This is a genomic window from Streptomyces zhihengii, from assembly GCF_016919245.1.
In the GTDB taxonomy this organism is placed as follows: domain Bacteria; phylum Actinomycetota; class Actinomycetes; order Streptomycetales; family Streptomycetaceae; genus Streptomyces; species Streptomyces zhihengii.
In genome coordinates this window covers 6,445,353-6,458,008 of sequence record NZ_JAFEJA010000001.1, presented here as the reverse complement: position 1 = coordinate 6,458,008, position 12,656 = coordinate 6,445,353, and the positions used below count along the sequence as shown (strand labels likewise).

The following is a 12,656-nucleotide window of genomic DNA, read 5'->3' as shown; positions in this document are numbered from 1 at the left end:
CTCAAGTCTGTCTCAGCGCCCGGTGAGGCGCTTCGCGTCCTTCAGGTGGGCGGTCAGCCTCTCCTGGACGCGTACGGTCGCCTCGTCGAGCGCCTTGCGTGTCCGCCGGCCGCTCCCGTCGCCGGCCTGGAACGCCTCGCCGAAGACGAGGTCGACCCGGCTGCGCAGCGGGGGGAGCTGCTTTATCAACCGTCCGCGGCGCTCCGTGCTTCCCAGCACGGCGACCGGGACGATCGGCGCGCCGCTGCGCACGGCGAAGTACGCGAGGCCGGCCCGCAGCGAGGCGAAGTCGCCCTCGCCCCGGGTGCCCTCGGGGAAGATCCCGAGGACGCCGCCGTTCTCCAGCACGCCGAGCGCGTTGCCGATCGCGGTGCGGTCGGCGGTCGTCCGGTCCACCTGGACCTGGCCGATGCCGGTCAGGAAGGCGCCGAGCGGGCCGACGAACGCCTCCTTCTTGATCAGGAAGTGCACCGGCCGGGGCGCGGTTCCCATCAGCATCGGGCCGTCGATGTTGTGCGAGTGGTTCACGGCCATGATGACGGGCCCGGACGCGGGCACGTGCCAGGCACCGAGCACCCGGGGTCTCCAGAGCCCGTACATGAGGCCGATGCCGATGCCCCGGCCGACGGCCGCGCCCTTCAGCGAGGGAACGGTCACCTGGCGACCTGCTTCGGTGCGCTCCGGCGCTCCTCGACCAGGGTCACGACGCACTCGATGACCTGCTGGAGGGTGAGCTCGGTGGTGTCGACCTCGACGGCGTCGTCCGCCTTGGCGAGCGGGGAGGTCTTGCGGCTGGAGTCGGCGGTGTCCCGGCGGATCAGCGCCTCGCGGGTGGCGGCGACGTCGGAGCCCTTGATCTCGCCGCTGCGGCGCGCGGCGCGCGCCTCGGGCGACGCCGTCAGGAAGATCTTCAGGTCGGCGTCGGGGAGCACGGTGGTGCCGATGTCACGGCCCTCGACGACGATGCCCTTCCCGGCGGCCGAGGCGATGGACCGCTGGAGGTCGGTGATCACGGTGCGCACCTCGGGCACGGCGCTGACGGCGCTGACCTTGGAGGTGACCTCCTGGGTGCGGATCGGGCCGGAGGCGTCCAGCCCGTCCACGGTGATCGCCGGGGCGGCCGGGTCGGTGCCGGACTCGATGACCGGCTTGCCCGCGACGGCGGCGACGGCGGCGGCGTCGGAGACGTCGATGCCGTTGCTGATCATCCACCAGGTGATCGCGCGGTACTGGGCGCCGGTGTCGAGGTAGCTCAGTCCCAGCGCGGAGGCGACGGCCTTGGAGGTGCTCGACTTGCCCGTGCCGGAGGGGCCGTCGATGGCGACGATCACGGATTCCACGGTGTCGGACACCTTTCAGATCTGGGGTGGCGGGCCGGCGGGACTGCCGATGTGCCCGGCACAAGGTTACCGAGTGCCGGGCACCCCTCTTGCACGCGGCGTCCGGCCCGCCCGCGGGCGGGCCCGGCCCCGGCCGGCCGGGGGCGCGGGCTACTGCCGCAGCGCCCAGCCCCGCTCCCGCAGCGAGGCGCTCAGGACGGGGGCGGCGGACGGCTCGACCATGAGCTGCACCACGCCGGCCTGCTGTCCCGTCGCGTGCTCGATGCGCACGTCCTCGATGTTCACGCCGACCCGGCCCGCGTCCGCGAAGATCCGGGCGAGCTCGCCCGGCTGGTCGCTGATGAGCACGGCGACGGTCTCGTAGGAGGCGGGGGCCGCGCCGTGCTTGCCGGGGACCCGGGCCCGGCCGGCGTTGCCGCGGCGCAGCACGTCCTCGATGCCGGCGGCGCCCGCCGAGCGCTCGGCGGCGTCGTCGGCCTGGAGGGAGCGCAGGGAGCGGACGGTCTCCTCCAGGTCGGACGCGACGCCCGCCAGCACGTCGGCGACCGGGCCGGGGTTGGCGGACAGGATGTCCACCCACATCCGGGGGTCGGAGGCGGCGATCCGGGTGACGTCGCGGATGCCCTGGCCGCAGAGCCGGACGGCGGTCTCGTCGGCCTCCCGCAGCCGGGCGGCGACCATCGAGGAGACGAGCTGCGGGGTGTGCGAGACGAGGGCGACGGCCCGGTCGTGGGCGTCCGCGTCCATCACCACGGGGACGGCCCGGCACAGCGCGACCAGTTCCAGGGCGAGGTTCAGCACCTCCGTGTCGGTGTCCCGGGTGGGGGTGAGCACCCAGGGGCGGCCCTCGAAGAGGTCGGCGCTGGCGGCGAGCGGCCCGGAGCGCTCCTTGCCCGACATGGGGTGGCTGCCGATGTAGGCGGACAGGTCGGTGCCCGTCGCCTCCAGCTCGCGGCGCGGTCCGCCCTTGACGCTGGCGACGTCCAGGTAGCCGCGCGCGGCGTCCGCCTTGATCACCTCGGCGAGGGTGGCGGCGACATGGGCGGGCGGCACGGCGACCACGGCGAGGTCCACCCGGCCCTCGGGCGGCGCGTCGGTGCCCGCGCCGAGCGCCGCCGCGGTACGCGCCTGGGCCGCGTCGTGGTCGACGAGATGCACGGTGACCCCGCGGCCCGCGAGGGCGAGCGCGGCGGAGGTGCCGATCAGTCCGGTTCCGATGACGAGCGCGGTTCTCACGGGGCGGTGTCCTAGCGACGGGGGCCGTGCCGCGGGGCGGCGGCCGGCGCGGGGGTGTGCTGTCCGCCCAGCGTAGCCAGCGGGGCGGCGGCACCGGGCAACCAGCCCGTCCGGCGATCGGGGGCACCCGCGCGCGGCGGGGGGGTGCGGCGAGGGCAGGCCCGCGGGGACGGCCGGCGGGATCGGTGCGCTCGGGGGCGGGGCGCCGGCCGTGCGCGGGCCGGCCGCCGCGGCACGGCCGCCGCCGTGTCCTCAGTCGGCGGACGGGCTGGACGTCCCCCCTTCGGCGAACGCGCCCCCCTCCCCGAACACCGCCGTCGCGAAGCGTTCGCCGATCAGGCGGTGGGTGGCCGCGTCGGGATGGAGGTTGTCGGGCAGCGGCAGCCTCTCGTGGTCGGCCGGCCCGTACAGCTCGCGCCCGTCGAGGTGGTGCAGATGCGGGTCGTCGGCGGCCCGCTCCCGGACGATGCGGGCCAGTTCCTCGCGGATCACGCCGAGGGTCAGCTTGCCCGCCGCCCGCTCGGCGGGGTCCCCCGTGGCGACGAAGCGGACCCGGCCGGTGGACAGGGCCTCCAGGTCGGGGGCGCCGGGACCGGGGGTGTCCTCGTGGATGGGGCAGAGGATCGGCGAGACGACGAGCAGCGGGGTGGCCGGGTGCCCGTCGCGGATGGTGTCGAGGAAGCCGTGCACGGCCGGCCCGAAGGCCCGCAGCCGCATGAGGTCGAGGTTCACCAGGTTGATCCCGATCTTGACGCTGATCAGGTCCGCCGGGGTGTCCCGCATGGCGCGCGCGGTGAACGGGTCCAGCAGGGCGCTGCCGCCGAGGCCCAGGTTGACCAGCCCGACGCCGCCGAGCGAGGCCGCGAGCGCCGGCCAGATGGAGGTCGGTCCGGCCGCCTCGGAGCCGTGGCTGATGGAGCTGCCGTGGTGGAGCCACACCCGCCCCCGCTCGGCCACGGCCTCCACGGGCGCGTCGGTGCGCAGGGCGACGAGCTCGGTGGTCTCGTTGTGCGGCAGCCAGATCTCCACGGTCTTCGCACGGCCCGGCAGACCGTCGAAGCGGACCGTCCCGGGCTCGCCGGGGCGGTAGTCGCTCGCCCAGGTCTCCATGTCGATGGTGAGCGTGTTGCCGCCCGTCACGCTGCCCCGCCCGGCGGGACGGCCGTCGACGAGGAGTTCGTAGACCCCGTCGGGCCTCGGCGGGGCGCCGGTGTAGTTCCGCTTGGTGGGCAGCGTGTCCAGCTCGACGGCCGTGGCGCGGGTGCGGAAGACCAGGCGGACGCCGGAGGGCTGCGACTCGACCATGGCGAGCTGCGGGTCGGTGCACTGGGCGCGGGCGCGCGCGGGCAGCCGGTGGGGCAGCAGGCCGTGCCCGGTGCGCTCCAGTTCGAGCGCGCCGCGCAGCAGGGCGGCGGTGAGGGGGGTGGTGATCCAGTCGTCGCGGTCGGGTGCGGTGGTGGTGTCCATGTCGGTCGCCGTTCCCGGCGGCGCGGGGACGCCGCCGTGGTGGTGGGTGGGGCCGGGCGGGGTGCGGGGCTCCCGGCGCCGGGCCGGACAGGCCCCGGCTCAGCGGCCGGGGGCCGGCCAGTGCCGCAGGAGGACGTCCAAGGCGTCGACGGCCCGCTCCCAGCTCGCCTGCGGACCGGGCTCGCTGTGGTCGAAGGCGCCGGCGTTCTCCAGGCCGGCCCAGCCGTTGAAGACGCTGCCGAGCAGCCGGACGGCGTGCACGCTCTCCTCCTCCGGCACGTCGTAGCCGCGCAGGATCGCCCGCGTCATCCGGGCGTGGCGCGGGCCCGCGCTCGCGGCGGCCGTCTCCGGGTCGAGCGGGAAGCGGGTCGCGGCCCAGCGGCCGGGGTGCTCGCGGGCGTAGTCGCGGTAGGCGTCCGCGAAGGCGGCCAGCGCGTCCTTGCCGGATCTGCCGGCCACCGCGTCGGCGGCCCGGTCGGCCAGTTCCTCCAGGGCGAGCAGGGCGATCCGGGTCATCAGGTCGTCGGTGCCGCGCACATGGGCGTAGAGGCTGGCGGCCCGGACGCCGAACCGGCGGGCGAGCGCGGAGACGGTCACCGCGTCGAGGCCCGCCTCGTCGGCGAGCTCGGCTCCGGCTCGGGCGAGCCGGTCGGGTGTCAGCCCGGCGCGTGCCATGACGCCCTCCTCTCCTCTTCCTTCGGCCAGTATGCATTTTCCTACACCCCATAGGCAAACAACGAGGACAAGCAGGCTGCTACAACGGGTGCATGATCTTCCATGTCGTGCCCGAGGACCGGTGGGCCGCCGGCGCCCCCGCCCCCTACGCCCCCGCGTCCCTCGCCGAGGAGGGCTTCGTCCACTGCTCGGCCGACGAGCCGGCCGCGCTCGCCGTCGCGGACGCCCGCTACCGCGAGGTGCCGGGGCGGCTGCTGGTGCTGACGGTCGACCCGTCCCGGCTGTCGGCCGAGGTCCGCTGGGAGGACGCCGGCGGCACCTCGTATCCGCACGTCCACGGCGCCGTCGAGCGCGAGGCCGTGGTGGCGGTGTCCACCGTGGTGCGCGACGGGAGCGGCCGGGCCACGGGCCTCGCGCCGGGGCCCTGACGCGCCCGTGCGGGCCGCCGCGCTGGGCCGGCGGACGGACAACGGGGGCCCGGTTGCGTCGCACGGGCCGCACGGGCGGTGACGATGCCCGTGGCACCGGCGACGCCGGGCCGCGACGTCACCGTACGAGGGAGAGTGTGATGAACACGTGCCGACGGTCGGTCCTGGCGGCGGGCGCAGCGGGGGCGGTCACCCTGGCGACGGGGTGCGGCGGCGACGGCGGCGGCCCGTCCGCCCCGGAGACGGGCGGGACCCCGGAGGCGTCCGACAGCGCCTCCGCCTCCCGCGGGACCTCCGCCCCCGGCGGCGAGGAGCTGGCGAGGACGGCGGACGTCCCGGTGGGCGGCGGCACGATCCTCAAGGGGCCGAAGGTCGTGGTGACCCAGCCGGAGGCCGGGCAGTTCAAGGCGTTCTCGGCGATCTGCACCCATCAGCACTGCCTGGTCGGGTCGGTCACCGACGGGCTGATCGTCTGCCCCTGCCACGGCAGCAGGTTCCGCGTCGCCGACGGCTCGGTCGAGCGCGGCCCGGCGACGAAGCCGCTGCCGCCGGAGCGGATCACCGTGTCCGGGGGCGCCGTCCTGCTGACCTGACCCGGGCCCGGCGCGACCCCGGACGGGGGCCGGACTCAGGCCCCGGGCTCAAGCTCCGGCTCGGACGTCCCAGGCGGCCCCCAGGGCCAGCAGCTCCTCCCGGTACTCGATCCGGCCGGCCCACTCCGCGGGCCAGGCGTCCGCCCCGAGGTGGGCGCCCGCGAAGGCGCCGGCGAGGCAGGCGATCGAGTCGGAGTCGCCCCGGGTGCAGGCCGCCCGGCGCAGCGCCGTCAGGGGCTCGCCGGGGAACATCAGGAAGCACAGCAGGCCCGTCGCCAGGGCCTCCTCGGCGATCCAGCCGTCCCCGGTGACCAGGCACGGGTCGATCTCCGGCTCGGGCGAGCGCACGGCCGCGGCGAGGCGCTCCAGCACGTCGAGGCACTCGTCCCAGCCGCGGGCGATGAACGCCTCGGGGCTCGCGTCGGCGGTCGAGTGCCGCCAGAGGTCCCCCAGCCACTCCTCGTGGTACGTGCGGCGCATGTCCAGCGCGTACGAGCGCAGCCGGCCGACCAGCCCGGTGGGCTCCGCGCCGTCGGCGAGCAGGCGCACCGCGTGTGCCGTGAGGTCGCTCGCGGCGAGCGCGGTGGGGTGGCCGTGGGTGAGCGCGGACTGCAGCTGGGCGGCCCCGGCACGGTGGCGCACGCTCAGCCCGGGGACGAGCCCGACGGGCGCGACGCGCATGTTGGCGCCGCAGCCCTTGGAGCCGATCTGGCTCGCCTCCTGCCAGGGCAGGTCCGGGTCGTCGAGCTTCCGGCAGGCCACCAGACAGGTGCGGCCGGGCGCCCGGTTGTTGTCCGGGGAGTGGTACCAGTCGGTGAACTCCTCGCGGACGGGGCGGACCATCCGCAGCGGCGCGAGGGTGCCGCCGGACAGCGCGGTGCGCAGGCCCCGGCCGAGGGCGAGGGTCATCTGGGTGTCGTCGGTGACGATCGCGGGCTCGGGCAGCTCCATCGACCGCCAGGGGCCGCACTTCGCGAGGATCGACGGCACGTCGTTGAACTCGGTCGGGAAACCGAGCGCGTCCCCGAGCGCCAGGCCGATCAGGGAGCCGGTCGCCGCCCGCTTCGCGGCGGCGGCGGTGGGAGTGGCCGGGGTCGGGTGCGGGGTGGCCGAGGTCATGGGTGACGTCCTTCCGGTCGCAGCAGGGGCGGGTGCAGGAAGCGGGCGGGGCCCGCCCGGTGGAGCGCGGCCGGTTTCCCCCGGCCGCCGGTGCGGCGCGGTCCGCCCGGGACGGCCTCGACGAAACCGGGGGTGGCGAGGACCTTGCGGCGGAAGTTGGGCCGGTCCAGCGCGACGCCCCAGACGGTCTCGTAGACCCGCTGGAGCTCGCCGAGGGTGAACTCGGGCGGGCAGAAGGCGGTGGCCACGCAGGTGTACTCGAACTTGGCGGCGACGCGTTCCTGGGCGTCGGCCAGGATCCGGTCGTGGTCGAAGGCGAGCGGTCCGGCGGTGGCGGCGGGCGTCCAGCGGGCGCGGGCCGCGTCGCCGCCGCCGCGGGGCTCCGGCGGGTCCGGCACGAGCGCGGTGAACGCCACGGACACCACCCGCATCCTCGGGTCGCGCCCCGGGTCGCTGTAGGTGCGGAGCTGTTCCAGGTGGAGTCCGGCCGCGGTCGACGGCGACAGCCCGGTCTCCTCGGCCAGTTCGCGGCGGGCCGCCGTCTCGGCCGACTCGTCGGGCAGCAGGAAGCCGCCGGGCAGCGCCCAGTCGCCGCGGTAGGGCTCCTGTCCCCGTTCGACGAGCAGCACCTGGAGGGTGTCGCCGCGCACGGTGAGGACCGCCAGGTCGACGGTGACGGCGAACGGCGGGAACGCGCCGGGGTCGTACGCGGTCATCAGCGGCGCTCCGGGAGCGGGTCGGCGAACCGGAGGCCGTCGGCCAGCAGGGCGTCGACCGCCTCGACCGCGGCGGCGAGCCGCCGCTCGTGCGGTCCGGTCACCTCGACGGCCGGACGGCCGGTGCGGGCCAGCTCCTCGCGGAAGCGGCCGGTCATCCAGGGCCGCAGATGCTCGCCGTCGCGCAGCCCGTCGTCCTCGAAGGCGACCCCGTGGTGGTCGGTCAGGATCCACAGGTGCTGGCGCCGCGGTTCGGGCGCCGCGGGGTAGGGGCCCGCCAGGTAGCGCTCGTGCCAGACCGTGGTCGCGAAGGCGTCGGTGTCGCAGACGAGGAGCGGCGACCCGTCCCGGGCGGCGGCCTCCTCGCGGGCGGCCTGCTCCCGGGCGATGACGGGGAACTCCTCGGAGGCGAAGGACACGTCGGCCCAGTCGGCCCCCGGGCGCCGGGCCCGCAGGGCCGCCAGCTTGTCCTCGCTGAACTCCCTGCCGTACTCGGCGACGTACCGGGTGCGCGCCCAGACGCCGCCGCGCCCGCGGTAGTGCTCCGCGAGGGCCAGGGCGAGGGTCGTGGTGCCGGTGGACTCGGCGCCGAGGACGACGACCCGCCGGGTGAGCGCGGCCCGCACGGGGGCGGCGAGGTGGTCCCAGCGGCCGGCGAGGTCCCCGCGCACGGCGGTGCCGGAGACGGGGAACGCCGTGCGGCCCGGGTCGACGGACACGTGCACGGCCCCGAAGCGGCGGGCGAGTTCGTCGCCGTAGCCCTCGGAGGTGTAGACGGCGTCCACCGGTTCGGGGACGGCGGTGGTGAAGACGGCCATGTGGGCGTCCCACACGGCGGGGTCGTGGAGGTCGACGGGGGTGTCGTCGACGGCGCCGACCACCCGCACCCCGGGGTGGACCTCGCGCATCCAGGCCACCCGGTCCGCCAGGGGGACGCTCTCCACGGAGGAGGCGCACACCAGCACGGTGAGCCGCTCGCAGCGCTCGGCGGCGGTGCGGACGAGGTGGTGGTGGCCGGCGTGCGGCGGATAGAACTTGCCCAGCACCAGGCCGTGTCCGTGGCGGCTCACGCGACCGCCTCCACCGGGGCCGCCGGCCTGCCCGCGGCGAGGTCGCGGTGCCAGTTGCGCAGCCCGACGAGGCAGAGCGTCAGGAAGCCGACGTAGAGCAGCGAGGTCAGGTACAGGTCCTTGTGGGCGTAGAGCGGGATGTAGACCACGTCGGCGGCGATCCACAGCCACCAGGACTCCAGGCGCTTGCGGCACTGGCCGTACGTCGCCATCAGGGAGAGCGCGGTGGTCAGGGCGTCCCAGAAGGGGACCGTGGAGTCGGTGGCCCGGTCCAGCAGGAGGGTGAGGCCGGCGGTCCCCACCGCCCCCGCCGCGAGCAGCCACAGCCACTCGGTGCGCGTGGTGCGGCGCACGGGCAGCGTGCCGGCGCCTGGTCCACCCCCGTGGGTCCAGGTCCACCAGCCGTACGCGGCGAGGGCGATGAAGACGATCTGGAGGCCGGCGTCGGCGTAGAGCCCGGCCTGGGTGAACAGCAGGATGAAGAAGAGGTTGTTGGCGATGCCGATCGGCCAGTTGGCGATGTGCTGGCGGGCGACGAGCCAGACGCAGAGCGCGCCGCTGCCGAAGCCGAGGACCTCGACCCAGCTCACGGGCGTGTCGAGCAGGGTGAACAGCGGTTGCTGCAAGGGCTGGAGCATGTCTGCGAGGCTCACACCGACCTCCTTAATGGTCATAGTGACCATAAATGCTTCCGGCGCTCCGCCACAAGGGTTTTCCGGACCGGGAACCGGCGGCGCGTGCGGAGGCGGGGGCCCGGACCCGGGCAGGGGCCGCACGCGGAGGAGCCCGCGACCTGGCGGTCGCGGGCTCCTCGTGTGCGGCGGGGCGGGGCCGGTCCTAGAGACCGACCTCCTTCATCAGCATGCCGACCTCGGTGTTGGTCAGCCGGCGCAGCCAGCCGGACTTCTGGTCCCCGAGCGAGATCGGGCCGAACGCGGTGCGCACCAGCTTGTCGACGGGGAAGCCCGCCTCGGCGAGCATCCGGCGCACGATGTGCTTGCGGCCCTCGTGGAGGACCACCTCGACCAGGTAGTTCTTGCCGGTCTGCTCGACGACCCGGAAGTGGTCGGCGCGCGCGTAGCCGTCCTCCAGCTGGATGCCGTCCTTGAGGCGCTTGCCCACCTCGCGCGGCAGGGGGCCCTGGATGGCGGCCAGGTACGTCTTCTTCACGCCGTACTTGGGGTGGGTGAGGCGGTGGGCCAGTTCACCGTGGTTGGTGAGCAGGATGATGCCCTCGGTCTCGGTGTCCAGCCGCCCGACGTGGAAGAGCCGGGTCTCGCGGTTGGTGACGTAGTCGCCGAGGCACTGGCGCCCGTCCGGGTCCTCCATGGTGGAGACGACACCGGCGGGCTTGTTCAGCGCGAAGAACAGGTAGGACTGGGTCGCGACGGTCAGCCCGTCGACCTTGATCTCGTCCTTCTCCGGGTCCACCCGGACACCCTGCTCGATCACGATCGAACCGTTGACCTCGACGCGGCCCGCCTCGATCAGCTCCTCGCACGCGCGGCGCGAGCCCATGCCGGCCCGGGCCAGCACCTTCTGCAGCCGCTCGCCCTCCTCCTCGCCGAACGTCTTGGGGGTCTTGATCTCCGGTCTGTTCTCGTACCGCTCCCGGTTGCGCTGCTCGGCGCGGGCGTCGTACTCGCGCGAGCGGGCGGGCGCGGTGCGTCCGCCGCCGCGCTGCGGCGACTGGCGGGGGCCGCCCTTGGCGCCGCCGCGGGCCGCGCCGCCGCGGCCCTTCCTGGGGCCGTCGGGGCCGTCGGAGGGCATCCCGACGTCGTAGCGGCGCTCCTCGGGGCGGGGGTTGCGGGGCCGGCCGCCCTGGCCCTGGCCCTGCCGGTCGTCGCGGCCGTTGCCCGCGCCCCGGTAGTTGCCGCGCCCGCCGCCGCTGCCGCCGCGCTGGCCGCCGCCACCGCCACCCTGGCCGCCGCGCTGGCCGCCACCGCTGCTGCCGCGGCCGCCGCTGTTGCCACCACGGCTCCCGCCGTTGTTTCCGCTGCTGTTCCTGCCGCTGCTGCTTCGCATCAAATGTCCGTCTTGTCGTCTGCGTCCTCACGGCCCGGCGCCTCCGGTGCGTCCGGGTCGAACGACGGGAGCCCTTCCTGCGTCTCCGCCTCGATCGCGTCCGCCTCGGGGAGGAAGGGCGCGAGCTCCGGGAGTTCGTCCAGGCCGCGCAGGCCCATCCGCTCCAGGAAGTAGTTCGTCGTCCTGTACAGGATCGCACCTGTTTCGGGTTCCGTGCCCGCCTCCCCGACCAGACCCCTCTGGAGCAGGGTGCGCATGACCCCGTCGCAGTTCACTCCGCGCACCGCCGACACCCTCGACCGGCTGACGGGCTGGCGGTACGCGACGACCGCGAGGGTCTCCAGGGCGGCCTGCGTGAGCCGGGCGTGCTGCCCGTCGAGGACGAAGCGCTCCACGGCCGCGGCGTGCGCGGGACGGCTGTAGAACCGCCAGCCGCCCGCGACGAGCCGCAGCTCGAATCCGCGGCCCTGGACGGTGTACTCGTCCGCGAGCTCCCGCAGCGCGTCGGCGACCGCCCGGCGCGGGACCTCCAGCACCTTGGCGAGGTGCTCCTCGGTGGCGGGCTCGTCGACGACCATGAGGACCGCCTCCAGGGCGGGCTTGAGCTCGCTCACTCCTTCTCCTCCACGACCTGGTCGAACTCGTCGGTGACCGTCACGCCGGCGGCCCCGTCCCCGGCGGCCCAGGTGACGGTGAGCTCCCCGAGCGCCTCGGGCTGCTCCAGCACGAGGACCTTCTCCCGGTACAGCTCCAGCAGGGCCAGGAAGCGCGCGACGACGGTCAGGGTGTCGTCCACGCCCTCGGTCAGCTCCCGGAAGCTGGCGGTGCCGCGCTCCCTGAGCAGCGCGACGACCACCTCGGCCTGCTCCCGGACACTGACCAGCGGGGCGTGGATGTGGTCGACGTACACCTGGGGCCGGGGCTTCGGCTGCATCGCCTTCACCGCGAGCCGGGCGAAGCCCTCCGCGCCGATGCTGATCACGACGTCGGGGAGCAGGTCCGCGTGGTGCGGTTCGAGCCCGACGGTCCGCGGGAAGCGCCGCGCCTCGTCGTCGAGCCGCCCCTCGAAGATCTCCGCGATCCGCTTGTAGGCGCGGTACTGGAGCAGCCGGGCGAACAGCAGGTCCCGCGCCTCGAGCAGCGCGAGGTCGGCCTCGTCCTCCACCTCGGCGGCCGGGAGCAGCCGCGCGGCCTTGAGATCGAGCAGCGTGGCGGCGACGACGAGGAACTCGGTCGTCTGGTCGAGGTCCCAGTCGGCGCCCATGGACCGGATGTGCGCCATGAACTCGTCGGTGACCTTGGAGAGGGCGACCTCGGTGACGTCCATCTTGTGCTTGGCGATGAGCTGCAGCAGCAGATCGAACGGCCCCTCGAAGTTCGCCAACCGCACCGTGAACCGCCCCTCCCCGGGCGCGGGGGCCGCCTCCGGCACGGGCGTGGCGACGGCTTCGGGCACGGGAGGCGCCTCGGCCTCCGACACTAGGCCCGCCTCCGTCTCCGGGGCAGGCGCTTCCCGGGCCGCGGGCACGGGGGTGGTCGCCTCCGGGGCGGGGGCCGCCTCCGGCGCGGGCGTGGTCACGGAATCGTGGACGCCGGGCTCAGGAGCTGCTTCCGGCACGCCGACGCCCACAGACGCGGGCGGCGCGGGCGTGGCGACGGCTTCGGGCAGGGGAGGCGCCTCGGCCTCCGGCACCGGGCCCGCCTCCGTCTCCGGGGCAGGCGCTTCCCGGGCCGCGGGCACGGGGGTGGACGCCTCCGGGGCGGGGGCCGCCTCCGGCGCGGGCGTGGTCACGGAACCGTGGACGCCGGGCTCAGGAGCCGCTTCCGGCACGCCCACGCCCACAGACGCGGGCGGCGCCTCCGGTGCGGACGTGGCGGGCGTGGCGACGGCTTCGGGCACGGGGGCCGCCTCGGCCTCCGGGGCGGGCGCCGCCGCGGCGCCATGCCCCTCCGGTCCCGGCGCGGCCGGGACCCCCGGGCCCCGGCC

General features: G+C 75.4%; 14 protein-coding genes. 2 read left to right on the top strand and 12 right to left on the bottom strand.

The annotated features are described in order from the left end of the window. Nucleotides 1-12 precede the first annotated feature (12 nt). The 5 genes from JE024_RS27520 to JE024_RS27500 form a co-directional block, all read right to left on the bottom strand. The gene (locus JE024_RS27520; protein ID WP_244883238.1) at nt 13-600 is read right to left on the bottom strand and encodes a lysophospholipid acyltransferase family protein; all 588 of its coding nucleotides are present in this window, start codon (nt 598-600) and stop codon (nt 13-15) included. A 53-nt stretch (nt 601-653) separates the two neighbouring features. After that, on the bottom strand, nt 654-1,352 hold the full coding sequence (gene cmk, locus JE024_RS27515; protein WP_205376156.1) for a (d)CMP kinase: 699 nt from the start codon (nt 1,350-1,352) through the stop codon (nt 654-656). Nucleotides 1,353-1,490: 138 nt separating this feature from the next. Next, a complete protein-coding gene (locus JE024_RS27510; protein ID WP_205376155.1) occupies nt 1,491-2,576 on the bottom strand; it encodes a prephenate dehydrogenase in 1,086 nt (361 codons plus the stop codon). A 252-nt stretch (nt 2,577-2,828) separates the two neighbouring features. After that, entirely contained in the window at nt 2,829-4,043 is a 1,215-nt protein-coding gene (locus JE024_RS27505; RefSeq protein ID WP_205376154.1) for an SGNH/GDSL hydrolase family protein, read from the bottom strand. Between the two features lie 99 nt (nt 4,044-4,142). Beyond that, nucleotides 4,143-4,718 (bottom strand): TetR/AcrR family transcriptional regulator, encoded by a 576-nt coding sequence (locus JE024_RS27500; protein WP_205376153.1) that lies wholly within the window; start codon nt 4,716-4,718, stop codon nt 4,143-4,145. 92 nt (nt 4,719-4,810) lie between these two features. Here JE024_RS27500 and JE024_RS27495 point away from each other — a divergent pair, with 92 nt between their 5' ends. Together JE024_RS27495 and JE024_RS27490 are read left to right on the top strand one after the other, a co-directional pair. After that, on the top strand, nt 4,811-5,146 hold the full coding sequence (locus tag JE024_RS27495) for a DUF952 domain-containing protein (protein WP_205376152.1): 336 nt from the start codon (nt 4,811-4,813) through the stop codon (nt 5,144-5,146). Between the two features lie 140 nt (nt 5,147-5,286). After that, nucleotides 5,287-5,739: a Rieske (2Fe-2S) protein gene (locus JE024_RS27490; RefSeq protein ID WP_205376151.1), complete on the top strand. Its 453-nt coding sequence runs from the start codon at nt 5,287-5,289 to the stop codon at nt 5,737-5,739. 48 nt (nt 5,740-5,787) lie between these two features. Here JE024_RS27490 and JE024_RS27485 read toward each other — a convergent pair whose 3' ends face one another. The 7 genes from JE024_RS27485 to JE024_RS27455 all read right to left on the bottom strand — a co-directional run bounded on the left by JE024_RS27485 (nt 5,788) and on the right by JE024_RS27455 (nt 12,461). Further along, entirely contained in the window at nt 5,788-6,858 is a 1,071-nt protein-coding gene (locus tag JE024_RS27485) for an ADP-ribosylglycohydrolase family protein (RefSeq protein ID WP_205376150.1), read from the bottom strand. Beyond that, a complete protein-coding gene (locus JE024_RS27480) occupies nt 6,855-7,574 on the bottom strand; it encodes an NUDIX hydrolase (RefSeq protein WP_205376149.1) in 720 nt (239 codons plus the stop codon). The genes JE024_RS27485 and JE024_RS27480 overlap by 4 nt, the downstream gene beginning before the upstream one ends. Continuing rightward, on the bottom strand, nt 7,574-8,644 hold the full coding sequence (locus JE024_RS27475; RefSeq protein WP_205376148.1) for an AAA family ATPase: 1,071 nt from the start codon (nt 8,642-8,644) through the stop codon (nt 7,574-7,576). Before JE024_RS27475 ends, JE024_RS27480 begins: the two co-directional genes overlap by 1 nt. After that, nucleotides 8,641-9,297 carry a nicotinamide riboside transporter PnuC gene (gene pnuC / locus JE024_RS27470; RefSeq protein WP_205376147.1) on the bottom strand — a complete coding sequence of 219 codons (657 nt, stop codon included), beginning with the start codon at nt 9,295-9,297 and terminating at the stop codon, nt 8,641-8,643. The genes JE024_RS27475 and pnuC overlap by 4 nt, the downstream gene beginning before the upstream one ends. A 184-nt stretch (nt 9,298-9,481) precedes the next feature. Beyond that, the gene (locus tag JE024_RS27465; protein WP_205376146.1) at nt 9,482-10,669 is read right to left on the bottom strand and encodes a pseudouridine synthase; all 1,188 of its coding nucleotides are present in this window, start codon (nt 10,667-10,669) and stop codon (nt 9,482-9,484) included. After that, entirely contained in the window at nt 10,669-11,283 is a 615-nt protein-coding gene (scpB, locus tag JE024_RS27460; protein WP_205376145.1) for an SMC-Scp complex subunit ScpB, read from the bottom strand. Before scpB ends, JE024_RS27465 begins: the two co-directional genes overlap by 1 nt. Continuing rightward, nucleotides 11,280-12,461: a segregation and condensation protein A gene (locus JE024_RS27455; RefSeq protein WP_372449847.1), complete on the bottom strand. Its 1,182-nt coding sequence runs from the start codon at nt 12,459-12,461 to the stop codon at nt 11,280-11,282. Before JE024_RS27455 ends, scpB begins: the two co-directional genes overlap by 4 nt. Nucleotides 12,462-12,656: the final 195 nt, after the last annotated feature.

Excerpts from the sequence above, each read along its gene's own strand:
- JE024_RS27520 (WP_244883238.1), bottom strand. The coding sequence starts at position 600 with ATGTACGGGCTCTGGAGACCCCGGGTGCTCGGTGCCTGGCACGTGCCC.
- JE024_RS27505 (WP_205376154.1), bottom strand. The coding sequence starts at position 4,043 with ATGGACACCACCACCGCACCCGACCGCGACGACTGGATCACCACCCCC.
- JE024_RS27485 (WP_205376150.1), bottom strand. The coding sequence starts at position 6,858 with ATGACCTCGGCCACCCCGCACCCGACCCCGGCCACTCCCACCGCCGCC.
- JE024_RS27500 (WP_205376153.1), bottom strand. The coding sequence starts at position 4,718 with ATGGCACGCGCCGGGCTGACACCCGACCGGCTCGCCCGAGCCGGAGCC.
- JE024_RS27480 (WP_205376149.1), bottom strand. The coding sequence starts at position 7,574 with ATGACCGCGTACGACCCCGGCGCGTTCCCGCCGTTCGCCGTCACCGTC.
- JE024_RS27490 (WP_205376151.1), top strand. The coding sequence starts at position 5,287 with ATGAACACGTGCCGACGGTCGGTCCTGGCGGCGGGCGCAGCGGGGGCG.
- JE024_RS27465 (WP_205376146.1), bottom strand. The coding sequence starts at position 10,669 with ATGCGAAGCAGCAGCGGCAGGAACAGCAGCGGAAACAACGGCGGGAGC.
- JE024_RS27495 (WP_205376152.1), top strand. The coding sequence starts at position 4,811 with ATGATCTTCCATGTCGTGCCCGAGGACCGGTGGGCCGCCGGCGCCCCC.